Source organism: Proteiniborus sp. MB09-C3 (assembly GCF_030263895.1).
Lineage (GTDB): Bacteria > Bacillota > Clostridia > Tissierellales > Proteiniboraceae > Proteiniborus.
In genome coordinates this window covers 1,775,363-1,802,009 of sequence record NZ_CP127161.1, presented here as the reverse complement: position 1 = coordinate 1,802,009, position 26,647 = coordinate 1,775,363, and the positions used below count along the sequence as shown (strand labels likewise).

The following is a 26,647-nucleotide window of genomic DNA, read 5'->3' as shown; positions in this document are numbered from 1 at the left end:
TAAGAGTATTTCCTTAAAAGAGAGAAGAATGGTTAACTGCTTCTTATTAACCCATAAAGTTTGATAAAACAAGCCTGTTATATGTGTTTGCAGCAACAGATATAACAGGTTTGCTTTATGACACTAGATATATCGGTTTTCATATTATTATCAGTTATTAGGTATATAGTCATGATCAACAGTAATTACCGAGTGATAATTAGCATCGAAATCATAAATTCTATCAGAAATAAGTTTAATCAGTTCATCATCGCTCCACTGAAAATCAAAAGGAACCACCACATCAAAAATTAGATTAGAATGACTCACACCCCATACAACGCGAAAATCATGCATACTTATTTCTGGTGATAAATTTTTAAGTGTATTTTCTACTTCAGCTTTTAATTTATTGGTTTTAGGATCATTAATGACAACAGGATCAAGATGAATAACTAAATTAATACCCTTCTCTTTTAAAAAATCGCGCTCAATATTATCAATAATATCGTGGCTAACCATAATATCATTTTCAGCAGATACCTCACAATGGACAGTTGCAAAGCATTGTCCTGCCCCATAGCTATGTACTGTCAAGTCGTGGAGTCCTATAATACCTTCATAGCTTAGAATTTTTTCATATATGCTGTCAACCAATTCCTTTGTAGGTGCCGTACCAAGAAGCGGGCTTATAGTTTCTTTAACTAGGCTAGTGCCAGATACTATAATAAACAAAGCAACTACAGCACCCATGTAGCCGTCCAAATTAAATCTAGTTAAATAAGTGATAACTGTTGCAATCAATACAGCAGATGTTGAAAGAATATCATTTCGACTATCAATAGATGTTGCTATAAGAGTTGTAGAATTTATTGCTTTCCCTATTTTCCTATAAAACATACTTTGCCAGAGTTTTATAATAATAGATATGATTAATATAAATACAGAAATCATGCTGAATTTAGTTGCCTGTGGATTGATTATTTTGCTTATAGAGCTTCTAACAAGCTGTAATCCTAAAATTAATATAATAAAGGATACAATCAATCCAGAAATATATTCCATACGCTCATGGCCATAAGGATGATTTGCATCTGCTGGCTTACCAGAAATCTTAAATCCAATTAGTGTTATAAGTGAAGATCCTGAATCGGAAAGGTTATTTATAGCATCCGCAATTATGGAAATGCTGTTAAAAAGAATTCCTGCAATGATCTTAATAATAAAAAGCAGCAAATTGGAGGCAATTCCCATAATGCTAGCAAGCTTACCATAACGTTCACGTACACGAAAATTAGAAGTATTTTGATGATCTTTTACGAATAGCTTAATTAACAAATTTGTCAAAGCTTCACCCCTATTAGCCATAAAGTATAATGTAAATAACTTTATAAAGTATCATTCTATTTATTATTTCCTTAAACAGTCTAAAAATAGTCTTTAAATAAAGCATAACATAAGGAGACGATCTGTATGCTGCTTGCAATCATCCCCTATACTCATACCTAATATCCTTTATTAAAGTCTACTATATTTACTAGCTTTTTTCATGCTAGATTTTCTCAATTCTCTCTTGAAATAAAGGCAATGTACTTTTCAACCTCTTTAGGCCTTCCATCATAACCTTAGTTGGGCAAGCAATATTCCATCGTTCGAATCCATTGCCTTCTTCACCAAAAATATATCCCTCATCAAAAAACAGTTCTGCTTCTTTATGCATTAATTCCTCTAGTTCTTCATTACTTAATCCAAAAGCATTAAAATCTAACCACTGTAAATAAGTACCTTCAAGATCATATACTTTAATTTGCGGAATATTTTCTTCAATAAATTTCTTTAATTCTAAATGGTTGTATTGTATTAACTTCAACAATTGTTCAAGCCAATCTTCGCATTTCGTATAAGCTATTTCACAGGCTTTCATACCAACCATATTTACTAGACCTATAGCATTCGACTCAAGAATCCTTTGATACTTTTCCCTAATATGCTGATTTGGAATAATAATATTTGAGTTTTGCAAGCCTGCTATATTAAAGGTTTTGCTTGGTGCCGTACAAACTATCATATTATTTGCAGCTTCATCAGAAATAGTGGCAAATACAGTGTGCTCATGGCCTGGCATAATAATGTCACCATGAATCTCATCCGATATAATAAATACATCATTTCTTAAGCATATATCTGCTACTTTTTCTAATTCTTCTTTTCTCCACACTCTACCAGTAGGATTATGAGGACTACAGAATAATAAAACCTTATTTTTAGGATCCTTGGCTTTTTTTTCTAAATCTTCATAGTCTATTTCGTACCTTGTTCCTGCATTTATTAATGGGTTTTTTACTATGCTTCTATCATTTAGCTCTATTGCACTATAAAATGGAAAATAAACAGGTGGCATGATTATTACTCCATCTCCAGGTTCAGTGAAAGCCTTTATCCCAGCATAAAAGGCTGTGACTACACCAGGAGTATTAACAATCCATTCTTGCTTTATATCCCAATTATGTTTTTTTTTCATCCATCCACATACTGCACCATAATAATCTTCCGTAGGTATAGTATATCCCAAAATACTTGAACCAATATATTCTTGAAGCCCTTTTATTATCTCAGGCGGACTCTTTAATTCCATGTCAGCAACTGAAAATGGAACAGCTCTCTCTGAGGCATTAGGATTCCACTCCTTTAATTGTTCCCATTTTGCTGATCCTGTATTTTTCCTATCAATAACTGTCTCAAAATCGTATTTCTTATATGCTTCATTGTTCACGAAACAATCCTCCTCACAAAAAAAGTATTCTCTTATATAATTAATATACCACAATAAAATGATCTTCTGTATCATAAAACGATATAGAAAAATCATTCCTTATTAAAATAATTTATAACACAGCTCGTCTTATTTTTTATGTAACTTTATATAATAAACCTACTTGAATATATAAAGTTACTATGATAAAATAAAGCAAATAGTTGGGGAGTGATTCTATGTTTAATTCATTGATATCCACAAATAGTATCAGCTTTATTCTCGTATTTCTTGAAGGCTTTTTATCCTTCTTTTCACCTTGTATCATTCCGTTAATTCCTATCTATATGGGATATTTAGCTGGAAATACAGATGATATAGGAGAGGATGGGAGCATTAGCTATAATAGAAGAAAAGTACTTTTTCATACTATATTCTTTGTATTGGGAATATCCTTCGCATTCTTTATTTTAGGAATGTCTTTTACTGCTGTAGGCTCATTTTTTCAAAATAATCAGTTGTTGTTTACTCGTTTAGCTGGAATACTTATTATAGTTTTAGGTTTATTTCAGCTTGGTGTATTTGAGTTGAGTTTTCTTCATCGTGACAGAAGATTTAATTACAATTTAAGTCAAAAGAAAACTAATCCATTAGTTGCTTTTATCATGGGATTTACATTTAGCTTCGCTTGGACTCCTTGTGTTGGCCCTGCCCTTTCTTCTGTACTAATATTAGCATCAAGTGCCAGCAGCTCTCTTGTGGGAAATTTACTAGTGTTTTTATATGCCATAGGATTTATTATACCTTTCATGATATTAGGTTTATTCACTACCCAAGCACTAAACTTTTTAGATAAACACCAAAAATTATTAAAGCATACAGTAAAAGCTGGAGGGGTTATCCTCATTATCATGGGAATCATGACCTTTACAGGATGGATGAACGGCATCTCAGGATACTTAAATTCTTTCGTTTCAACAGAAAGCAACGGTACACATCAAGAAGACCTAAATGATGATTTAGATTCGTCAAGCGTCGATAATAATAAACAGACAGAAGATGAAAATAGTTCTGACCCAAAGATTATACCTGCCTTTGACTTTACATTGACAGATCAATATGGCAGCAATCACACGCTTTCCGATTATAAAGGAAAGGTAATATTTTTGAATTTCTGGGCAACTTGGTGCCCTCCTTGTAGAAAAGAAATGCCAGATATACAAGCACTTTATGATGAATATAATCAAAATCAAGATGATGTAGTATTTTTAGGAGTTGCTAATCCACGAAGTGAATATAACTTAAATACCCGTGAAACTGATAAAGAAGGAATAACCACGTTTTTAGAAGATAACGAATTAAATTTTCCTGTAGTATTTGACGAATCCGGTGAAATTTTTAGTATCTATGGTATTTCTTCCTTGCCTACTACTTTCTTAATAGATAAGGAAGGTAATATTATTGGTTATGCTCCTGGAATGCTTACAAAGGACATTATGAAAAGCGTTATAGAGCAAGCCTTAGATACCAAAGATTAAAGATTTTGTTAGCAAAATAAGCTTTGAGTAGCCTAAAAAAGCTTACAAGCTTTAAGCAATGCCTAGTAGTTAATTAGGAATGATTAGTATTCGTAGGAAGGAGTTTTTCACATATGAAAAATCAATATAATTTACCCTGTAACATTGCACAAACTTTAAACATTATAGGAGATAAGTGGACATTACTTATTTTACGCCAATTGTCTAATGGATATGACACTTATAATTCTATACTGGAGAATCTAGAGGGTATTCCCAGCAACCTACTCTCCAATCGATTAAAAAGCTTAGAGGAAGACGGTTTAATTATACCAGTTCTATACCAATCTCATCCTCCTCGCTATAGATATGTACTTACTGAGAGCGGCAAGGATTTAGATAATGTTTTTTATAGTATAATCCTATGGGGTGAAAGGCATTTAAATAAATGCTATAAAGAGCTTGTTCACAGTTCATGTAACCATAAAATCAATATACAATATTATTGTCCTCATTGTAATGAAGCTATTGATAAAAGGGAAATAACCGTAAAAAATGGTGAAGATTATCCTCATTAATGCATATTATACTGTTTAAATGTTTATGATAGCCATAAGTAAATAGAGCTTAGTTTAATTATCCAATTTGCTAAGTCAGATCAATTTTTAAACTGTCTTAACAAACTGCCAAGTATCTAATAGTTTTCTTGTTTGTACGAGAGGATGGAAAATAAATAATTATTTTCCTCCTACTCGATTATTTGTTATCTAAAAATCAGAGCAAGCACCTAAAAGCATGGCTAAAACTATTCCAATTCCCATAATTATCAATGCTGCTTTACCATAGTTCTTAATATTTTGATTGCCTATTCCAAAAGCCATAACAAATAAAGAGATAATATTTACAACTGGAATAGCTGTCAGTATTAGTATTAAAACCCATGTACCAATAGAAACAACATCATCAGTGCCCCCACCGCCTCTACCACTATTATTATAATAATTTCGATTATGGTTGTTACTTGGGAATCCTACTGGGTCGTTCAGGTTATGAAATGTCATTTGAAGTCCCCCTTTATAATATTCTCATTCACAATTCTATTAATCTTGTACCTTGAAGCACTCAATTGTACGAATTAAAAACTGATTTGTTGGTCATACGACCTAAAATAGTCATTTTCAGTAAGGCAAAGATAAATAGCTTTTTTCCTTTCATTATTCGCCCTAATTGTATTGTATGCAATTATAGCTACAATAATAATTCTATACTTGTCGAGAATTCCCTTTATTCTATAAAATTTAATAGAGCCTGATTTTTACTTGATTAGTTGCGAACAGAATTTTTAAATCAAAAATATCTAATATCATATTTTCTTCAAATCAAGTTTCACTCTTTATCAGTTAAATTGATAATTAACAGCCTGAGATTGGAATAATTTATAGTACAAGCTATCCTTTTTCTCCATAAGATTTTCGTGGCTGTCAAAGTCAGATATTTTTCCTTCATCAATTATAAGTATTTTATCGCAGAAAACACTGCTAGACATTCTATGAGAAACATAAATAGCTGTTTTCCCCTTAACAAGTTCGCTAAAGCTTTCATAGATTTCTGCTTCTGCTAGTGCATCTAATGTAGCAGTTGGTTCATCCATTATTACCATATTAGCATCTTTATAAAGGGCTCTTGCTATGGCAAGCTTTTGACTTTCACCGCCTGAGAACTCAGTACCATCCTCTTCGATTATCTTAAGCATCATTTGATTAAGTCCTTTTGAAAAGTCTTTTACTTTGCTTCCTAATCCAACCTTATCAAGTGCAGTCATAACCCGATTTTTATCTATTTCATTAGAGGTGCATGCAACATTTTCTCCTATTGTATATGCAAGAATATTGACATCCTGAAAAACTACTGAAAACATGGAGAACAATTCTTTTTTATTGAATTCCTTTATAGGTATGTCGTTTATTAGGATTTCTCCTTCTGTAACATCAAAAAGTCCTGTCATCAGCTTAATCAATGTGCTTTTGCCTGCTCCGTTAATACCTACAATAGCTAATTTTTCACCTTTATTGATTTTAAAGTCTAAATTTTTAAATATGTATCTATCTGTGTTAGGATATTTAAAGCTTACATTCTTAAACTCAATTTCAAGGGTATCATCTTTTATTGCCCCTCTTGCTCCTCCCTCTTCACCTAAGTCCTTATCCATGAATTCGTAGAAGTCATGGACATACTGACCTTCATTTATGGTAAAAGAAATGTTTTCTATTAGTGTCTTCAAAAGAAGCGATAAGCTAACTATTGCCGCCAGATACATAGAAAAATCTGCTATGGACATGCCATTTATTGTTTTATAGATAAGTATGCCATAAGTAGCTAAATCACTTAATAAAAGTGTAATTAGCCCTAAAAAACCCAATGCATATTCTTTATTCGCTATCATCTTATGTATATTTATATAGCCCAATATTTCTTTTGAGTAATTGTTTAAAATTCTATCTTTGAAGTTATAAATTCTAATGTCCTTACCATAGGCAAAGTCATGAGTTGTTGTATAATAATAGCGTTTTCTTCTTTCTGCATGGGTAAGTTCTTCTTGCTTACCATATCTATAGTGATGAACTCGTCTGCTTATCCACATGGACACAATAATATTCAATATTAATCCAAATAATATGAAGATATTTAACATGCCTATGAATACTACAAAAATCACTGTGGTTATAAGCATAGATGGAGTCTCAAAGAGCTTATGATATACTCCCTCTACTCCGTTATTATTGCTGCTTGTAGCCTCCATAGCCTTGCCATTTTTCTCAAAAAAGGTTGCATCCTCCATATACTTATAATCAATGCTTACAATTTTATCAAAGGTATCTCTTATATAATCTATTCTAAGTCTTGTAATTTGAGGATAGGCAAAATCCTTCATATAGGTCCTGATAAATCCAAAAATAGACGTTAGCAATAAATATCCTAAGATAATAGCAAGTATATTTTCCACATTTGCAGCATTGCCAAGAGATAATTCTCCAATTAAAAGCTTGGGAAGTACAACTGAAAAAAGAGGATATATTGTCGCTGCAATAGTATAAATCACAAAACAAATATATATCTTTTTATTTTGATTTCTTACATTTTTAAGTAAGCGCTTTATCATTTTGAAAAAAGGATAATCAATTTTTCCCTTCATATTCAAATTCCTCCTCTTAATCTTAAATTGCTGCTAGTTTTTTTATAGAGTCTCCTATGCTCTCCAGCTTTGCTCTATTTATTTCATAAAAAACTTTTCTTGTATTCTCATCTCTAACCATTGTAATTGAAATCAATTCTGATTTTAGTAAAATATTAATGTGATGAGAAACAGTTGAAGGAGTTAGCCCTAAGTTTTCAGCTAGCTCCTGCAAATACATATTTTTTTCTAAAAGAATATGTATCATCTTAAGCCTTGTAACATCACTAAGAGCCTTTAAGTCAGTAATCATATCACTATCATTGAATCTATTTTTTTCTTTTAAATCCACTAATGAGAAAAAGTAAATACCTATATAACAATAATCCATAGCACTATGAAGCTCCATCCTAAATCCATTAAAATGTAATATGCTGAGATAGATATTATAGTTGAGATTTGTGTTTATTTTTATAGCCACAGATGAATCAATAAATTTTCCCAAGTCGTCTATTTTTTCTAATGACTCTAAGGCTCTCTCAAAATCTTCCTTTATAATATAAAAATGCTTTTGGCAAATGGGAATACATAAATGGAGCATTTCCCACAGTTTCCCAAAGACTTCATATCTATTGTTATATAGCTTTATTAACTGCATTTTAAAGCTATCGTCAATATTATCATTATCAAGTATATTTACTAAATCCGAAAGACTTTTAATAACCAAATCTTTCTTTTCTGTGTCAGTTGTATATTCGGATATTATACTTGATATAAGCTCATCTAAAAATTCATCAATCTCCTCTTCATTTATATCTGAAGATATTCTATCCTCCCAAAAGGTTACTATAGAAAGTCCAATGGGGTCCTTCTCTTCTGTTTCAGTTTTCAATGGTTCAAAGAGCCATTTTAATGAGGAATAATTATTACAAATAGGCGTAATTTCTTCAAGTACAGCTTTTTTATAAGCCTTATAATTCTTAAAAAAAACTGTCATTTCTTCCTTTGTCATTCCAAACTTGTTATGATTCTCTATTACTTTTTCTTCGTGATTTAAATATTGCTCTGAAATACATGCTGCTGCTTCAAATAGCCAATTTGGTGTATTGCGAATACTATAGTTCATTTATAATGCTCTCCTTTCTTCGTCTTAATTTATATATATCATTATATTAGATGAACGTCAAATATGTTTTATGTATGTCAAATATAATTTTCTATGTAGTTAAAGGTAGGTATTCTTCCATATAATTTAATTTTTTGAAACAAATTTACTTATCATTTTCAATATAATCAGAAAATGGTATAGTTATAATATCAAGATTATTTCTAATTTTTCGTCAATTTCAAAATAGGAGGACGATATGTACATCAGAAAAGCATTAGATATTTTAAAAAATCTAAAGAAAATCATAAATAGACTTATTTTTTCTCCAGAAGCTAAAATCAAAAAACGAAATGCCAAAGATGTTCTAAAGGGAATCTTGATTAGTAGCAACAAAATGAGCAAATTTAAAATCGGTTTCTTATTAATATTTCTAACTATTTTTATCTTTGTACTTCTCGTCGGCGGAACTATTCCCTATTTTTTATTCTATATATTTTTGCTCACATTCCTTATCCCACTAATTTATAATCTAGTTATTCTCATGAATTTAAAAGGCTATATTAGGGTTCCAAGTGAATCCTTATTCGCTGGTGGAAGCATTATCTTAGAATATGAGGTGAAAAACGATAGTATTTTTCATATTCCCTATTTAGAAATTCATAGTAATATCTCAAAACAGCTCATAGGAAATAATTCTCCTATTGTAGCTCTATCATTAGAAAAAAAAGGAACCTTTGCCCATAGTGAAACTATAACTTTAAAAAGAAGAGGTTATTATGAACTTGAAGAGATGATTGTAACAGTACATGACGTATTAGGATTTTACTCTTTCAAGAAAAAGATTAGTAGTACCACTTCTATTTTGGTCTATCCAAAAGCAACTAAACTATCCACATTTAAAATAACCTCTAGCCATCAATCTGGAGAGGCTCTGATACAAAACACAGTATTTCAGGATAAAAGCAGGATTGCATCCTTAAGGGAATACAAAGAAGGTGACTCTGTCAAGGCTATCCATTGGAAGCTTACAGCAAAAAAAGATATCCCTATTATTAGAGAATATGAAAACTACGGTGATACCTACGCTACAATATTCATTGACAATGAATCAAAGCACTACAAACGCGATGTAAATCGCCATATTGAGGATAAAGCTGCAAGTGCTGCTCTCAGCATAATTAATTACTGTTTAGATCAAGGCATAGACGTAAGTCTAGAAACTCAGGATGCTCAGAAATATATACAAATACAAGGTCAACAAAAATCTGACTATAAGCCTTTTCTTGAAGCTTTAGCAAGATTTAAGGGTAATGGTGCTATTGACTTCAAGTCTCTACTCATAACTAGAATTGAGACTCTAAAAAAAAATTCAACAGTGATTATTATAACTCCAAATTTTGATAAAGAGATGGGTACACTAGGGATTCAACTTAAAATGAGAAATTTCAACCCTCTTTTCATCCTTATAACTGATATGGAAAATAGCATGGGATATATTGATCGAGAAATTGAGATAATGCTCAGGCGAGAAAATATACCTATATATATCTTAGATCACAATACTAATATTAGAGAGGCATTGGAGGTATATAATGTATAGATTATCAGATAGAATTCAAAAGCTTATATTTAACCTTGCTTATGCTTCTCTAGTGTTTAGCCTCGTGTACATGCTTGGTTTGGGAATGGATTTAAGGTTAAATATTATAATGCAAATTCTGATAGTTTTTATAGGAAGTATGGTAGTCAAGTTTTTTTTACTAAATCCAATTGTTTTATTTACTCTTTTAACTGCTTGTGTTTTAGGAATTATTCTAGTACATCGTTTTATCACACCTATAGCCTTTCTTATGGCAGATAAAGCTATTTATTTGTTCAATAATATTATCAATAATCTCCAAGGCAAAGAAAACATTGCCTCGGATAATTTACTTCTGCTCTGGGGAATATTAATAGTTTTCCTATCATTTTTTACTGCCTTCATACTGTTTAAAAGTAAAAGTATCTATTGGCTGCTCCCTGTTTATATAGGCTTATTCCTTGTCTACTGGTACAATTACTACGATCAGGCATATTTGATGATTTCTATATTTTTTATATTCTTTTTTGTTCTTATGGGTTTAAATAAATATTGCAAGGAAAGAACGAAGGTTAAAAATTCAACAAGCTACTCTTTCGAAGGCTCCTATGTACGCTGGCTTAAAATAGCTATTACGTATAGTATATTAATTGTCTCTATAGCACTGCTTTTGCCTAAAAGTAACAGCTATATAGGATGGCCTTGGCTGTATCAAGCAGTTTATAATGCCTTTCCAGGTATTGAAGACTTACGTTCCAATGATATTTCTGATAGAGAGTCAAGCAAAGCCTCAATATTTGATTTTTCATTTACTGACTATCACGAAAGTAGCTCAAAATTAGGGGGACCTGTAAGCTTAAGCGACAAGAAAATCATGACAGTATATTCAGACGATAATATATATCTCAGAGGAAGTGTAAAGCATACATATACTGGAGATCAATGGAAGACAATCACAGGTCCTTTAAGAAATTATAAACTAAAACAAGATTTTAGCGGACTTTCGGAATACGAACAAGAAACCTACTATGATGAAAAATATATTACTATTACTAATCGTTCCTTTGCCTCAACAACTATTTTTAGCCCTTATAGAGCAGTAGAAGTCTACTCTGAAGACTACCACATTTTGAATGTAAATCGTGATAATATTTTATTTTTCTCAGAGGGAGTCCATGATAGGGAAAGTTATACTGTCAAAGCACTGAAGCCACTTCCATATGGGATGTTGATATCCCTTGGTATAAATCAAAAAAGGACATATATGACCAGTATAGAAGAATACCTCCAGATACCTAAAGATAGAATAACATCAAGGACAAAAAACCTAGTTAAGGAAATAGTTAAGGATTCACACAATGATTTTCAAAAAGCACAAGCCATTGAAGGCTTTCTTCGAAATAACTATAAATATAATCTAAATGTAAACCAGGTACCGGAAGGGAAGGAGTTCATTGATTATTTCTTATTTGAGGAACAAGAGGGTTACTGTACCTATTTTGCTACTTCTATGGCAATAATGCTTAGGCTTGAAGGAATACCTAGCAGATATGTTGAAGGATATTTGACTCAGGAAACAGATGAGCCTGGAATATATGAGGTGAGAAGTAAAAATGCTCATGCATGGGTGGAAGCATTTATAGAGCCCGTTGGCTGGATGACCTTTGAACCTACACCTGCTTATCCTGTACAGCCTAGATTAGAAGATTATCAGCCTGTTGAAGATAAAGTTGACGATATAACTATCAATGGAATAGACTTACATGATAAAACTACTGATGAAATAGACTTGAATAATAAAAGCCCTGTGATTAATTTCTATAATCAAATAATAGACAATGGCATAGATATTTTATACGACGAAAATAATCCAGCCTATAACGAGCCAGCCAAAAATATACCTAATGAATTTGAATTGCGAAAAAAGATTGCAGATAGTCTCCTAATTGTCTTGCTATTGATGCTTCCCATGCGGTTTTTGATAGGATTTTCGAAATATGTTTATCAGGAAGCTCAGACTAAAAAATTATCAAATAATGATAGAGTTATTTGTTTGTATGGACAAATAGTTAAGCTTATAGAATTTCTAGGTTATCCTCAGAAATCTGGAGAGACCCACTATGAATATGCTAAACGAACTGTACACAGATTGTACACATACAATGTAAAAGGAACATTTGAGATAACAGATATCTTTGTTAGAAGTAAATACGGAGGCTTCCCTGCTTCTGATGAAGATATAATGGAGCTAAAGGAATACAGAAAAGATCTTGAAAAATATCTTAGAAACAGGAATCCTATAGTCTATTATTATCGTAAATATATGAAAAAAGGACATTCGGTAAGCAAAATTAAATAATATCACAAATTGAGTTACAACAATAAAAAGATATCTAAAATAAAAGCTACATTAATTTTTTGAAACAAATTCACTTAACATTTTTATTTAATTTAGAAAATGATATATTTATAATAACAAGATTATTTCAAATTTTATGTCAATTTTGAAATGGGGGAAGACATGAATAATAGAAAAGCATTGGATATTTTAGAAAATCTAAAGAAAGTCATAATTGGTAAGGACGATGTATTGGAAAAAGTTTTGATTGCTATACTTGCAAGAGGTCATTTATTAATAGAAGATGTGCCTGGAGTCGGTAAAACTACTCTTGTTAAAGCCCTTGCAAGAAGTATGGATTTATCTTATAAAAGAGTTCAATTTACTCCTGATCTAATGCCTTCAGATATTATAGGAGTTAGTATCTATGACAAAGACACCGGAACCTTTTCTTTTAAAAAAGGTGCCATATTCAATCAAATATTTTTGGCTGACGAAATTAACAGAACTTCTCCAAAAACTCAGTCTAGTTTACTACAGGCTATGGAGGAAGGAGAAGTATCTACAGAAGAAGGTCACTATGTTTTGGAGAAGCCATTTATGGTTCTAGCAACTCAAAATCCGCTTGAATATCAGGGAACCTTCCCATTGCCAGAAGCACAGCTTGATCGCTTTTTGATGCGTTTGTCACTTGGATATCCAGGAAAATCCTATGAAATAGAAATACTAAAGAACTATCAATCAATAAAAAATCTCAACCTTATTGAACCTGTTGCATCAAATGATGATATATTAGAGATGCAATCTAGAGTAGATGATTTAACAGTCCATGATGATATTATGGACTATATTGTAGGTATTTCCAATGCAACTCGTAATTATAAGGATTTACAGCTAGGAGTTAGCCCTAGAGCCTCTATTGATTTATTAAAGGCCGCAAAGGCAAGGGCATTTTTATCAGGTCGCGATTATGTTATTCCAGATGATGTGAAAAGTATGGCAGCATCTGTCCTGGGACATAGACTGATTCTTTCACCAGAGGCTAAAATCGAGAAAAGAAATACTGAAGATGTTCTAAGTAGAGTTCTAAATAGTGTCTTTGTACCCGTGAAAATAAAATGATTAGATTTAAAGCTGGTAGTTAAATTAATGGGATATCTAAATTATCCTCAGCAGTATGGAGAAACTCATTACGAATTGGAATCCTGTAACTTATTACCATCTTAAGTTTGTGAAAGCAGAATACAGGAAAAGTTGAAGTGAAACAAAATGTGTGCTCCGATTATAGGAACACTCATTTTGTTTCACTGCGCTAAATTGACAAATTGAGGCTATTAATATAAACTAGATTCTATCTGAGTTTATATAGACGAAGAAAAAGGAATAATCGATTTTTACAACTTATTAATTTTTAGGAGGTAGATATATGACAAAATTCAAAGAATTGTTTGCCCCAAAGGATTTAACAGAAGGTACTCCTTGGAAACGAATTACTGAATTTGCAATACCAATGCTGATTGGTAATATAGCACAACAATTTTATAATACTGCTGATTCCATTATTGTTGGTAAATACGTTGGCGATTTTGCACTGGCTGCCGTTGGCAGTGCCGCTCCCATATTAAATCTCTTACTTGTACTTTTTGTCGGTATTTCTGTTGGTGCAGGTATTATGGTAGCTCAGTATTTCGGAGCTAAAGACCGTGAAAAGCTCTCTCATACCATTGGTATATGTATATCCCTTACTGCTATAGCCTCTATAGCAATTATGATCATCGGCCCTATTGTCACTAGACCATTACTTAATTTTCTTAATACGCCAGATACTATCATTGACTGGTGTGCAGATTACCTTATCATTTATTTCGTTGGCATTGCAGGTTTTGCCTACTATAATATTTTGTCCGGTGTTCTGCGCGGTCTTGGCGATTCCTTATCAGCACTTATATTTTTACTTGCTTCTACAATTATAAACGTAATACTTGATATTTTGTTTGTTGCAAAGCTAAATATGGGAGTTCCTGGAGTTGCATTGGCAACTATCATTGCTCAAGGAATATCGGCAGTACTCTGTATTATTAAATTAATAAAAATGAAAAGTAATTTTGAATTAAAGTGGAAAATGTTGAAGCTAAATAAGGAATACTCTTATAGACTCATAAAGCTTGGTCTGCCATCAGGCTTGACACAGGCAATATTTTCTCTTGCTATGATTGTTGTTCAATCCTTGACCAATAGTTTTGGTGAGCTTGTTATTGCATGCAATGTCATTGTTATGCGTGTAGACGGATTTGCTATGATGCCAAACTTCTCTTTTGGAAGTGCAATGACAACATATACTGGGCAAAACATAGGTGCTAAGAAAATAGATAGAGTAGAAAAAGGCACTAAAGATGGTACTATGATTGCTGTTGGAGTTTCTACTATGATAACTATTTTAATTTTGATTTTTGGCAGATATCTTATGGCTGTTTTCACAGACACTATAGAATTGATTGATTTAAGTATGCATATGATGAGAATTCTTGCAGTAGGCTATATTGCAATGGCAGTAACTCAAAGCTTATCTGGAGTCATGCGTGGTGCAGGAGATACAATGACACCTATGTGGATTTCACTTATCACTACAGTTGTTATTCGTGTACCTGTAGCCTATAGTATTGCCTATTTAACACGAAGTGCTGCTTATCCTACTGGAAGACCTGAAGCTACTTTCATTTCCTTGCTAGTTTCTTGGACGATGGGAGCAATTATAACTACGATTTACTTCAAGAAAGGTAAATGGCGCACAAAAGGACTTGTTAACGAGTCTCATTGATAAAAAAAGCTACAAACATGAAAGTGGAGCAGATTTAAAATGCTTTTGTCTCCTGCTCCTTCTCACTGTTTCATGGATTCATATATCTTTAAGAAATAATAATCTAAACCGGTGACTCCTTTACATTCCCAAAACAAATAAAGACTTTTCCTTCGCATAGTTTTGTTCATTAAAAAGAAGTAATACTTCATCAGCTCCCTTTTCATTTACAAGCTCTTCCATACCCATATTAAAATATCTTGGATCTACCACTATAATTTTTTCATAATGATTTATCAGAAATGGAATAAAGCTGTTTGCAAAAGAATCCTTTATTACTAATAAGGTTTTATTGTTTTTTACTGATGTTTCTATTTCTATTAATGATTTATCTCCACTTAAAAAATATGAATATTTGTCTGTCTTATTTAAATAAGTCTCATCATATAAGCTGTGAGTTTCTTCCTTGCCATTAATCTTTATTTTATATTTTATTTCTTTTTTTGGTTCATAAATGTATATCTCATCTGGTTCTCCTTGATAAAAATTAGCTTTTCTATAATTGGTGCCCCAAAAATCATCGGATACCTTTTTTATTATAAAATCCTCCTCACTTAAAGGATTTTCATTTATTGCTCTCATATAGTATTCATAAGCATAAAAAGCTCCTTGTGTAGTCCAATGATGATCCGTCTTATAATAAATATATTTATTAGAATTTTTGCTTAAGGCTTTTACTAAGCTTATTAGCCTAATATTTTTGTTCAAGGAGAACTCTAGTTTATTTCTAATATGATCTTCATCTACTACTGGTGCATATAGAGGCAACTCATTATGCAGAACTGTGGATTTACTAGGTATCAGTAAGGAAGTAACTGGAATATCATACTTGTTCATCTTATCTAAAAAAATATTGATGCTATCTATGTTTTTAATCAATTGATCTTCGTCTATTTCTTTATCTGCATCAAACAAATATCCATTCTTTCCAAAGTATATTCTACCATTATCCTTCTTTAACAAAGATAAATCTCCAATTGTCTTTAGCATTATCCAATTGTCTCGCAAAATAAATTGGTCTGTTGTATAAGCTTCAAAGTCCTTACTATAATCTCCAGATATTATGGTGCTGAGGTTAAACTTGGGCTTCCCCTGTAAATATCTGTTCTCTTTACTTGAAAACACATTTTTAGGTGAGACTATATTCCCTATAGACAAGGATAATAGTAGCCCCATAAATATTATTACTCTTGCTTTTTCTCTCATAAAGTTCCTCCTAAAAGCGAAAATATAAAAATGGGTTGTAAGATTGATCTACTAGATATGCTATTGATAATACTGCCACTAAGAACAAAAATACATTCTCTGCTACCCATGATATCTTATTAAATCTATTATTCACACGATTCCATAATCTTTTAGGTATATCTGTTGAACCTATTGCGAGAATTAAAAATAACAGTACATTCGTATATAGCATGTACAAAGATGTATGATTAAAAACACCAACACTTCCCAATCCAAATAAAACTCTAATATAATTTAACCCGTCCTTTATAGAATCAAAGGCAAATATTACCCAGGATATAAGGACTAAAAATAATGTGTAAATCCTAGCCAGACATGAAGGTATTCTATTCAATAGATTTAGTAGAAACAATTTTTCTGAAATCAATATAATTCCAAAAAACAGTCCCCATAGGGCAAAGTTCCAACTAGCACCATGCCATATACCTGTCAGAATCCAAACTATCAGTATATTTCTAATATGCTTAAATCTTCCTCTTCTATTGCCGCCTAAAGGGATATATAGATATTCCTTGAACCATGTACCTAAAGATATATGCCATCTTCTCCAAAACTCTGTAATGCTTTTAGACATGTATGGATAATTAAAGTTTTCTAAAAAATTTAATCCGAATATTTTTCCAAGGCCTATTGCCATATCTGAATATCCTGAGAAATCAAAATATATTTGAAAACCAAAAGCAAATATACCAAGCCAAGCTGTTAATACTGGAATATTTGATATCCCTTGATTAGATATATTATTCCATAGCAAGCCGATATTATTAGCTAATAATACCTTCTTTCCCAGCCCTAATAAAAACTTTTTTATGCCTTCACTAAATAAATCATAGGATTCTGTCCTCTGGTTTAACTCCTCTGCTACAGTTTGATATCTGACTATAGGACCTGCTATAAGCTGTGGGAATAGAGTTACATAGGTTCCAAAAGAAATAATGTTGTTTTGCACCTTTGTATCTCCTCTGAAAACATCTATAGTATAGGACATGGTTTGAAAAGTATAAAAAGATATTCCTATAGGCAGAGTAAGATTTAATAATGGAATACTGAAGCCTAATATTTCATTTATATTAGATATGATGAAATCAGAGTACTTGAAAAAACCTAATAGCCCTAGGTTAACAAATACTGATACTCCTAACCACAATCTTGCCTTGTTTTGATCTTTGTTCCCCTTATAATAATGAACAAGCCTGCCACAAGTATAATCAAGGACTGTTGAAAATATCATAATCCATATATATCTAGGCTCACCCCAACTATAGAAAAAGAGACTTGCTATTAATAAAATAAAATTCCTGTACTTTCTAGGAGATATAAAATACACTATTAAAACAAAGGGTAAGAAATAAAATAAAAACAATATGCTGCTAAAAACCATATTAAACCTCCGTAATAAGCAGTCTCGCAACTCAAATTTATTTGCTCGTTTTCACTCACATAAATTTGGAGCTCGGTGCATTTATTGAAAAAACTTATTGATAGCCTCTTCTGCCTTCTGCACCTCTGCTTTTGCAAATTCAAGCCTTTCTTCATCTGTTGCCTCTTGTCTATCATCTAATTTTCCAAGCATTAAAAAGAAAACATAATCTCCATGTCTAACTACCTTAGCAGCATTTACCTTGGCTATATTCATAGGATATTGTACAGATTCCTCTACAAGAAACTTTCTGTACTTTTCTAAGCTCTCTTCTATTTCAGATCCTTTATTCTCTTTAGCTTTGATTGCCATAAATGTATCTATATTAACACTTATCATTGGTGTCTCTGCTATAAATGATTCTATCTCTGCTTCCTTTATACCTGTAAAGTTTTCTATCTCTTCTGCAGTCAACTCTCTATTTGGATGATAATCTTCACCAAAAGCTTCTTTTACTGCAGAATGTATTTCCTTTAAATCCACTTCTTTTGCTTCATTCTTAGAGGTGCATCCAACTAAGAATGAAGCCATCATTATTATTGCTAAAAATAGACCAAATACTTTTTTCACTTTTCTACCTCCGATTTATATAATTTTTTATGTCATCTAATTTGTATTTGTTTCCTTGCTTATCTATAAATATATTTTTTTCCGCCTCTAAAAATTGGCTTTCGCTACCATTTACTAGATAATATATTCCTTCTCTCTCCTGAAGGAATAATAGGGATTTTGACCCTTTTTTAAACTCACCTTCCATTACAGAAAAAACTTTTTCTTTTTTTACCTTTCCTCCTTTGACTCTAAGTATTATTTCATCCTTATGGATATCTCCTAAAAAAACTTGTTCTACTCTTATTGTAATATCTGTATATATATAATTATCTTCTTTTGCAAATTGACTTTTGCCGACTTCCCTAGTCTCTCCCGCTATTATATACTCTGCGGTATAGAAATTAAGCATAGGATCATCTATACTGTATACCCTCGGTGTCTGAATTTGATGAATCTCAGTGTAACCTTTTGGAACTGAACTTTGGCCTCTATATAGCAATAGGGGGATTGCTATAACTATAGCAGCTGCCACAGTTGATAACCTCGCATATCTTTTGTAGACCATGCTTCTTTTAGCTTTTTTTCTTTCTAATAGCTTAGCCTTATTATACACACCTTCTAGGAAGCCTCTGTTATCTTTCATCTTGTCCAGCTCCTTCCTCCAATATTTTTCTCAGGGCCTTTCTAGCTCTATGAATTAATACCTTTGTTTGGCCTAGAGTTTTTCCTAGAATTTTTGATATTTCTCCATAAGATAAATCCTCAAAATCTACAAGATAAATGGCTTTTTCATAATCAGGCTTTAACTTTTTCAAGCTATTAAGTAATAGTCTTTTTTCTTCGTCTTTTATTATATTTTCTTCTAAATTGTCTTCACTAAACAGCATTTCATTATCTTGCTCAAATGAAACTATACTTAGCTTTGACTGCTTTCTTACATAGTCTATGGCTTTATTCCTTCCTAATGTATATATATAAGTTTTAAAAGAATAGTTAAATTTATATTTTTTCTTATAAACATAGACATAGGCAAATACATCCTGAGCAATATCTTCGGCTGCAAAGATATAACCAGTATATCGAGAAATAAAATATATTAAGTTGTCCTTGTGTGTAAGCACAAGTGTCTCAAAGGCATTTATACTGCCTTCAAGAAAGTTTTTATAAAGAATTTTATCATCTAACATAGAGGCCTCCATTGTCTTTCATATATTATTCGTTTGAAAAAACAAAAAGTTACAGTAGAAATAATTTCTTTAAAAAGATTAATACTACATATATCGATTACCTTTATAATTACGTATTTGATGAGTAGTAAAATAAATATTTTAAACTTAATACTCATATCTATATCCTTTTTTCATAAAAAATATATTTTCTGCTTGACAAATTTTAATTTTGAATTTATAATTATATTGTAATCATTACATGTTGATAACCATTACATTTATTAATCACTCAATTATTGGGGATGTGAGTTAATTGAAAACAGCTTTTGAGGATTTATCAATAAAATTGAAAAATAAAAATATTCGTTTATCACATCAAAGGCTTAAGGTATTGGAATATGTCGCTAATCATAGGTGCCATCCTACTGTAGATCAGATTTATAGCGATCTTCATAAAGAAATCCCTACCTTGTCAAAAACTACTGTCTATAATACATTAAATACTTTGATAGAAGCTGGATTGGTAAAATTAATAACCATAGAAGATAATGAAACTAGATATGATATAGTCACAGAAAATCATGGACATTTTAAATGTGAATCCTGTAGAACTATATATGATTTTGAAATAAACATAGATTCATTTAATTCTAAGGATTTAAATGGCTTTAGAATTGATAATAAAGATGTGTATTTTAAAGGTATTTGTCCAAAATGTACTAATCAAAATAATTAAATAGCCAATATATAATAAATTTAAATAAATGGAGGAGATATAATGTCAGAAAACAAAACACTTAACAATTTAATGGATGCATTTGCTGGTGAATCTCAAGCAAACAGAAAGTACTTAGCTTACGCAAAGAAGGCTGAGGCAGAAGGAAAAACCAATGCAGCTAAATTATTTAGAGCAGCTTCCGATGCTGAGGCTCTACACGCTCAGAAGCACCTAGAGGTAGCTAACAAAATATTATCTACTTCTGAAAACCTTCAAGATGCAGTAAATGGTGAAACATATGAATTTGAAAGCATGTACCCAGGATTCTTAAAGGTTGCTGAAGAAGAAGGCGACAAAGCAGCAATTAGAACATTTACTTTTGCTATGGAAGCTGAAAAGGTACACGCAAGGCTTTATAAAGAAGCACTAGAAAATATTGATGAATCAGAAGAAGTATTCTACTATCTTTGCCCTGTATGTGGAAACATCGAGAAAAGCGTTCCAGAAAAATGCAGCATTTGTGGTGTACCAGGTTCAAAATTTATCAAATATTAAAATTAATGCACTGAGAAATTGTCTCAGTGCATTTTTTTATTTCAGTAGTTAATATATAGTTTCTCCCTTCCCTTTCCTCTGAATTCCTTGGGCTATTATGGTAATATTAACGGAGAAATGGTATAATTAAATTGATCTTCTAATTTAAATGAGCTTGTACATAGAAGATTATCAAATAATCTTATGAGGAGGAGAAATATGAAACAGACAAGAAGAATTATTGCACTGCTTTTGGTTACTGTTATGGCATTTTCACTTCCTGTCATAGCAAAAGCAGAAAACAGCTATGCAGATGTATTAGGAACTGTTGCTGAGGTACAAAAATATGGCAACCTTACAATGGATATTGAACCTAAGGCCCTCTATGATGCAGGCTATGCGTTAGGTGATATACTCAAAGTTACAGTAGGTGATAACGTACTTGAAATTCCTTTCTGTACATCCTATAGTGATGTAGATACTGGAAGTCTTGTAGTGCGTGATGACCAGAAAAACAATTTACTCGTTGTTGCTATAAACATGGGTAACTTTTCCACTACATACAATGTAAACGTAGGCGACAAAGTATCATTCTCATTATTAGAAAAAGAAGGATATCTTTCGGAGTATCTGCTCCATCAATTGACACGTACAAATGTACGCTCTGATTATGCAACTGATTCTATATTTGCTAACTTTCGCAATATTACAACTACAGGAATTAAGCCTGCTGTTTTATATAGGAGCAGCAGTCCTATAAATAATGAACTAGGTCGTGCAGCTTATTCTAATGCACTAGCTGAAGCTGTTGGAATAGGAGCAGTACTTAATTTAGCTGATTCTGAGGAAGAAATTGAAAGCTATATAGCATTAGATGATTTCGATTCTGAATATTACAAATCTCTTTATGAAGCAGGTAAGGTTATAAGTCTGAATATGGGTGTTGATATTTCAGGAGAAGACTTCGGGAAAAAATTAGCTGAGGGACTTCGTTTCTTAAGCAAAAATGATGGACCATATCTTATCCACTGTACTGAGGGTAAAGACCGTGCAGGCTTCGTAAGTGCTGTATTAGAATCCCTTATGGGTGCAAAGCTTGATGAAGTAGTTGCTGATTATATGACTACATACGAGAACTATTACGGAGTTGAAGAAGGCAGTGAGCAGCATACTTCTATAGCAAAAAGTAATATCATAGCTTCCTTAACTACTACTGTCAGTGGATATGAAAAAGGAGCTGATATTTCAGAAGTTGACCTTGCGGCATCTGCTGAGAACTATCTTCAAAAAATTGGCATGACTTCGGCTGAGATTAAATCCCTTAAAGAAAAGCTTTCAGTTGATTCAATCTATAAAACTCCAAATGTATCAGCTACAGTTACAGAAATTGAAAAATACGGTCATGCTTTAACTGATATTTCAATTGAAGATTTCTATAATCTAGGCTTTAAAGCTGGTGATATGGTAACGGCTATATTTGATAACGGTTTTGTACTTGAAGCTCCATTTCTAGATGGTTACTATGTAGACAGTGGATATCCACTAGTTCGTGCATATCCAGGACATACCAATATAGGAATATGTATCAACTATGGAAAGCTTAACGAAATAGCCGATGTAAAAATTGGCGACAAAGTAACTATTATGCTCACTGGTCCTGAGGAATACCTTGTTCAGTACGAGATTCGTAAATTAGAACGTACAAATAATCGTGAAGATTATTCCTCTGATGATGTATTTGCTAACTTCCGTAATATTACAATGGGTAACATCACAAAAGGCATTCTTTATCGCAGCTCAAGCCCAATAAATAATGAACTTGGACGTGCATCCTATTCAGATAATCTAATTAAGGAAGCTAAAGTAAATACTGTTGTTAATCTTGCTGATTCGCCTGAAAACATTAGTACTTATCTTGAAGCAGATGATTTTGCATCACCATATTATGCAGAGCTTTATAAAAACAGTCATGTATTACCTCTAAATATGGGGCTTGCATATAAAAGTAATGAATTTAAATCAAGTATTATTAAAGGTTTAGTATTCATGTCAGAGAATAAAGGACCTTACCTCTTCCACTGTACTGAGGGTAAGGATCGTACAGGCTTTTTTGCAGCATTGCTTGGCTCTTTAATGGGTGCATCAAAGGATGAAATTGTTGAAGATTATATGCTAAGCTACATTAATTATTACGATGTTCAAAAAGATACCCAACAATACAAACTGATTTCTGAGGATGTACTTGCAATGCTTAAATTTATTTCAGGAACCGATGATTTAGATAAAACAAGCCTTGAAGAAAGCGCAAAGAACTATCTTCTTTCTGGTGGTATGACAAATGAACAAATTGAAACATTAAAAACTAATCTTTCTACAGAGTTAATAATTGAAAAAGAAGATAAAACCGATGAGATAAGCAATACAGACAATATAGATAAAGAAGACACAACAATAGTAACTTATATTGTTGTTAAAGGTGATTGCTTATGGAATATTGCTCTAAAACAACTTGGAAGCGGTACTCGTTACATTGAAATTTATAATCTTAACAAGGATATTATCAGAAATCCTAATATGATTCAAATTGGACAAGAACTGATTCTTCCAGTAAAATAGAGTTGTTAAAAAAAATATATAAAATTTTGAACAGGATTTTGCAAAAATGGCAAGATTCCAATTATAATCAACTAAGTAATTTTAAAACTAATGAAAAATGTTTATTTTAAAAGCATCTGTCCTAGATGCCCTAATAATAAAAATCACTGATATGAGGAGGAAAAAATGAGTAATTTAAAGGGGACAAAAACTGCAGAAAACTTAATGAAGGCATTTGCAGGAGAATCACAGGCTAGAAATCGTTATACATACTATGCTTCTGTAGCTGACAAAGAAGGTTTTAAACAAATTAGAAATATTTTCATTGAAACAGCTGACAATGAAAAAGAACACGCAAAAAGATTTTATAAGTTTTTGCTTGCAGGATTAAAGGATGAGCTTCCAGCTACTATAGATATAGAAGCTACATTCCCTGTTGCTCAAGGCAGTACATTAGATAATCTAAAAGCTGCAGCAAGCGGGGAAAATGAAGAATGGGCAGATATGTATCCAGCATTTGCAAATGTTGCTGAAAAAGAAGGTTTTAAAGAGATAGCAGTTGCTTTTAGAGCTATAGCTACTGCTGAAAAAGCACATGAAATTAGATTTAATAAACTTGCTGATAATATATTAAATGATAGAGTCTTCAAAAAAGAAGAAAAAGTATTATGGAAATGCGGAAATTGTGGATATGTACACGAAGGTCAAAATGCACCTGAAGTATGTCCAGCTTGTATCCATCCACAAGCACATTTTGAGCTTTTTGTAGAGACATATTAATCAAGTTATTGGCAAAGCAGTAAACTTTATAAAATATTAAAATTAATGCACTGAAAATCTCAGTGCATTTTTTATTTATTTTTGATAACTTGTAAATTTCCAATGCCTATAATATCCATTATGTATAATTTGCTCAGGTTACTGAAGGTTATACTCATAGCTACCATATTTTTCTATATTAATTCCCTCTATGATAAAATTCGAAGCATCCTCGTTTTGAAAACTCAGTACAGATAAACAGCTATGAAGAGGTAATCCATGATGACCACAGGGTATCTTTTTTCCCTTGTCACTTGATGAAATAAAGATCGCCGTAGGACCATCAGCTCCACCGATAATACCAATAGATGAAGCCGAATCAGGACTAAATCCATCAACTATGGGCTCTGGCTCTGTATATTGTATACTAGTGCCAAACTGCAAAGTGTCTCCCTGTGGTAAAGCAGGCTCTATTTCATACATTAAATGCATATTATAAAGGATACGGTTTCTGTTTATTGTAATAGGAAATTCTGTAGTCTCTGCATTCTGAAAAAATAACGTATGTTTTATTCCTGTTATAGGATGATTAAAGCATAACTCTTTTTGCTCTTCATTTACTGACATTTTAAAGTGTATATCCAAAGGAAAAAATTCTTCCATAGGATAGGTACATAACTTTATTTTATCTACTTTAATCAATCTCAAAAAACGCAGTAGTTTTTGGATTTTAGAATCTGTTTCAGGATACGGCACGCAAAAGCGTTCACAAGCAAAACAGGATGTATCTTTTAAAATTGATGAATATGCCCTTTGCAAGGAGATCAACTCATCATTTTGTTTTTCCCACGGTATACTCATTGCACCGCTAGATGAATAACCATTTTCCACCTGTTTTTCATTTATAAATATTTCTTTTATTGGTACAGACTGATAAGGATGCTCCTGCTCTGCACAACGCCGCTGTAATGGTGTCAATGTCTCTTCAATGGCTTCGTACTTTTCAAAAAATTTACGAAGCTTTTTCTCATCTAAAATAGTGATAATATCAAAAACAATACCTTGAGAAAAACGATATATGGCAGGAATAATGCGTTTAGTCCCTGCATATTCAAATTCCCAGTTTGTCTTCTGTGCCAATCCGCAAGGCCCTTTACCTTTACTCCATATACTGGAATTATAATATACTTTCATTTGATTCACCTCTGCTCTATCTAATGTCAAATTTATCTACATTCCTCCACTTCATGAATACAAAATGTTCTCTAGTTTTTCTGACATTCACTGCAATAGTATATACTTCCACCCATATAAGCTTCTTTTTTAATGATAGTATCACATATTGGACATGGTTTATCGACAGTGTTTTTACTAAGCTTAGTTTTATAGCTGCCAAAACATCCAAACAAATCTCTTTCAGTATCTCTACCGCCAAGGAAAGTCATTTCTGCAAGAGTAGATTTTATTGAATCATAAAGATTATCCCTATTCTCTGCAGTAAACGCTCTTATCTTCTTCTTTGGATGGATTCTAGCATTATAGAGAATATCCTGTAACACGCCATTCCCAAGGCCAGGTATTCTTTGCTCTGTTGCAAGAAATGCCTTTGCGCTAAGTTTTTCAACCTCAAGGGCTGAAATAATACTGTCAAAATATGCTTTGTCAAATTTATCTGAAAGTGGTGAAGGCTTACTCTTTGCTTGTAGAAAATATGTATTTTTGAATTCTCCTTCTTTAAAACACCATATTCCACCATACATCTGAACTGATGCACTTATTGCTGTAAAATCTTCAAACTCAATTAATAGTTGGTGCTTCTGAGGCCGTTTTTCCTTTTCTCCATGAAGCCTCAAGTTTATCCCATCTCCCAATAATATCACAGCATCCTCTACATTGATTTCTACAAGACCTCCAAAACCTGCTGCTTCTCCTATTACCTTGTCCACAAGCAAATCATAATACTCTTGTGGATCACCATGATACCATGCAAATTTATGAGGAGACTGAGCTGCAATAACATCTTTAATTTTTTTTCCACTGATAGTTTCATTAATCTGTTGAGCTATAGTAATAGCTTCTGGTAATTCTATCATGTCATCTCTCCAATTTTTTATAATCTTCTCATCAAAATACTCTATGTTTCCTTAAAGCTTACGGTCTTTTTACGATTTATCTTCATTATAACATTATATATCTATAAAGTAATCATACATTATAAATAAGGCATATGTATGTCATATTTGATAATTATATCTATTTCACAATAATATTAACACTGCTATAGCTTATACATTATGAAAAAACAAAAAATGCATAATTCTAAAATCATGCATTTTTTATCTAATGATAA

The 26,647-nt window shown here is 32.1% G+C and carries 22 protein-coding genes; 10 read left to right on the top strand and 12 right to left on the bottom strand.

Annotated elements, in window-relative coordinates; translation table 11 throughout:
- Window positions 1-150 precede the first annotated feature (150 nt).
- Together QO263_RS08655 and QO263_RS08650 are read right to left on the bottom strand one after the other, a co-directional pair.
- Window positions 151-1,326, bottom strand: a complete 1,176-nt coding sequence (locus QO263_RS08655) for a cation diffusion facilitator family transporter (protein WP_285628884.1) — start codon at window positions 1,324-1,326, stop codon at window positions 151-153.
- Window positions 1,327-1,531: 205 nt separating this feature from the next.
- Window positions 1,532-2,752 carry a MalY/PatB family protein gene (locus QO263_RS08650; protein WP_285628882.1) on the bottom strand — a complete coding sequence of 407 codons (1,221 nt, stop codon included), beginning with the start codon at window positions 2,750-2,752 and terminating at the stop codon, window positions 1,532-1,534.
- 218 nt (window positions 2,753-2,970) lie between these two features.
- Here QO263_RS08650 and QO263_RS08645 point away from each other — a divergent pair, with 218 nt between their 5' ends.
- Both QO263_RS08645 and QO263_RS08640 read left to right on the top strand, forming a co-directional pair.
- A complete protein-coding gene (locus QO263_RS08645; RefSeq protein ID WP_285628881.1) occupies window positions 2,971-4,269 on the top strand; it encodes a cytochrome c biogenesis protein/redoxin in 1,299 nt (432 codons plus the stop codon).
- Between the two features lie 113 nt (window positions 4,270-4,382).
- A complete protein-coding gene (locus tag QO263_RS08640; protein ID WP_285628879.1) occupies window positions 4,383-4,826 on the top strand; it encodes a winged helix-turn-helix transcriptional regulator in 444 nt (147 codons plus the stop codon).
- A gap of 189 nt (window positions 4,827-5,015) precedes the next feature.
- Here QO263_RS08640 and QO263_RS08635 read toward each other — a convergent pair whose 3' ends face one another.
- The 3 genes from QO263_RS08635 to QO263_RS08625 form a co-directional block, all read right to left on the bottom strand.
- Complete coding sequence (locus tag QO263_RS08635) at window positions 5,016-5,309, bottom strand: hypothetical protein (RefSeq protein ID WP_285628878.1); 294 nt, start codon at window positions 5,307-5,309, stop codon at window positions 5,016-5,018.
- A gap of 335 nt (window positions 5,310-5,644) precedes the next feature.
- Complete coding sequence (locus QO263_RS08630) at window positions 5,645-7,441, bottom strand: ABC transporter ATP-binding protein (RefSeq protein ID WP_285628877.1); 1,797 nt, start codon at window positions 7,439-7,441, stop codon at window positions 5,645-5,647.
- A 22-nt stretch (window positions 7,442-7,463) separates the two neighbouring features.
- The gene (locus tag QO263_RS08625; RefSeq protein ID WP_285628876.1) at window positions 7,464-8,546 is read right to left on the bottom strand and encodes an ArsR/SmtB family transcription factor; all 1,083 of its coding nucleotides are present in this window, start codon (window positions 8,544-8,546) and stop codon (window positions 7,464-7,466) included.
- Window positions 8,547-8,784: 238 nt separating this feature from the next.
- Between QO263_RS08625 and QO263_RS08620 the strand changes: the two genes are divergently transcribed.
- The 4 genes from QO263_RS08620 (at window position 8,785) to QO263_RS08605 (ending at window position 15,263) form a co-directional block, all read left to right on the top strand.
- On the top strand, window positions 8,785-10,128 hold the full coding sequence (locus QO263_RS08620) for a DUF58 domain-containing protein (RefSeq protein WP_285628875.1): 1,344 nt from the start codon (window positions 8,785-8,787) through the stop codon (window positions 10,126-10,128).
- A complete protein-coding gene (locus QO263_RS08615) occupies window positions 10,121-12,466 on the top strand; it encodes a DUF4129 domain-containing transglutaminase family protein (RefSeq protein ID WP_285628874.1) in 2,346 nt (781 codons plus the stop codon). The genes QO263_RS08620 and QO263_RS08615 overlap by 8 nt, the downstream gene beginning before the upstream one ends.
- A 162-nt stretch (window positions 12,467-12,628) precedes the next feature.
- Window positions 12,629-13,567 carry an AAA family ATPase gene (locus tag QO263_RS08610; RefSeq protein ID WP_285628873.1) on the top strand — a complete coding sequence of 313 codons (939 nt, stop codon included), beginning with the start codon at window positions 12,629-12,631 and terminating at the stop codon, window positions 13,565-13,567.
- A gap of 304 nt (window positions 13,568-13,871) precedes the next feature.
- Window positions 13,872-15,263 carry an MATE family efflux transporter gene (locus QO263_RS08605; protein WP_285628871.1) on the top strand — a complete coding sequence of 464 codons (1,392 nt, stop codon included), beginning with the start codon at window positions 13,872-13,874 and terminating at the stop codon, window positions 15,261-15,263.
- 120 nt (window positions 15,264-15,383) lie between these two features.
- On the opposite strand, the gene QO263_RS08600 is transcribed toward QO263_RS08605, so the two are convergent.
- The 5 genes from QO263_RS08600 to QO263_RS08580 all read right to left on the bottom strand — a co-directional run bounded on the left by QO263_RS08600 (window position 15,384) and on the right by QO263_RS08580 (window position 19,709).
- Entirely contained in the window at window positions 15,384-16,508 is a 1,125-nt protein-coding gene (locus QO263_RS08600; RefSeq protein WP_285628869.1) for a DHHW family protein, read from the bottom strand.
- Window positions 16,509-16,518: 10 nt separating this feature from the next.
- Entirely contained in the window at window positions 16,519-17,931 is a 1,413-nt protein-coding gene (locus QO263_RS08595) for an MBOAT family O-acyltransferase (RefSeq protein WP_285628868.1), read from the bottom strand.
- Window positions 17,932-18,012: 81 nt separating this feature from the next.
- Complete coding sequence (locus tag QO263_RS08590; protein ID WP_285628865.1) at window positions 18,013-18,540, bottom strand: DUF4358 domain-containing protein; 528 nt, start codon at window positions 18,538-18,540, stop codon at window positions 18,013-18,015.
- 4 nt (window positions 18,541-18,544) lie between these two features.
- Window positions 18,545-19,165: a hypothetical protein gene (locus tag QO263_RS08585; RefSeq protein WP_285628862.1), complete on the bottom strand. Its 621-nt coding sequence runs from the start codon at window positions 19,163-19,165 to the stop codon at window positions 18,545-18,547.
- Window positions 19,155-19,709 (bottom strand): RNA polymerase sigma factor, encoded by a 555-nt coding sequence (locus tag QO263_RS08580; protein ID WP_285628860.1) that lies wholly within the window; start codon window positions 19,707-19,709, stop codon window positions 19,155-19,157. Before QO263_RS08580 ends, QO263_RS08585 begins: the two co-directional genes overlap by 11 nt.
- A 295-nt stretch (window positions 19,710-20,004) precedes the next feature.
- Here QO263_RS08580 and QO263_RS08575 point away from each other — a divergent pair, with 295 nt between their 5' ends.
- The 4 genes from QO263_RS08575 (at window position 20,005) to rbr (ending at window position 24,318) form a co-directional block, all read left to right on the top strand.
- On the top strand, window positions 20,005-20,427 hold the full coding sequence (locus QO263_RS08575; protein WP_285628857.1) for a Fur family transcriptional regulator: 423 nt from the start codon (window positions 20,005-20,007) through the stop codon (window positions 20,425-20,427).
- A 42-nt stretch (window positions 20,428-20,469) separates the two neighbouring features.
- Entirely contained in the window at window positions 20,470-20,964 is a 495-nt protein-coding gene (locus tag QO263_RS08570; protein WP_285628856.1) for a rubrerythrin family protein, read from the top strand.
- A 198-nt stretch (window positions 20,965-21,162) separates the two neighbouring features.
- Window positions 21,163-23,559, top strand: coding sequence for a tyrosine-protein phosphatase (locus QO263_RS08565; protein ID WP_285628853.1), 2,397 nt, complete (start codon window positions 21,163-21,165; stop codon window positions 23,557-23,559).
- Between the two features lie 165 nt (window positions 23,560-23,724).
- The gene (gene rbr, locus QO263_RS08560; protein ID WP_285628850.1) at window positions 23,725-24,318 is read left to right on the top strand and encodes a rubrerythrin; all 594 of its coding nucleotides are present in this window, start codon (window positions 23,725-23,727) and stop codon (window positions 24,316-24,318) included.
- A 138-nt stretch (window positions 24,319-24,456) separates the two neighbouring features.
- Here rbr and QO263_RS08555 read toward each other — a convergent pair whose 3' ends face one another.
- Both QO263_RS08555 and QO263_RS08550 read right to left on the bottom strand, forming a co-directional pair.
- On the bottom strand, window positions 24,457-25,491 hold the full coding sequence (locus QO263_RS08555) for a sodium ion-translocating decarboxylase subunit beta (protein ID WP_285628849.1): 1,035 nt from the start codon (window positions 25,489-25,491) through the stop codon (window positions 24,457-24,459).
- Window positions 25,492-25,562: 71 nt separating this feature from the next.
- Complete coding sequence (locus QO263_RS08550) at window positions 25,563-26,390, bottom strand: endonuclease VIII (RefSeq protein ID WP_285628848.1); 828 nt, start codon at window positions 26,388-26,390, stop codon at window positions 25,563-25,565.
- Window positions 26,391-26,647 lie beyond the last annotated feature (257 nt).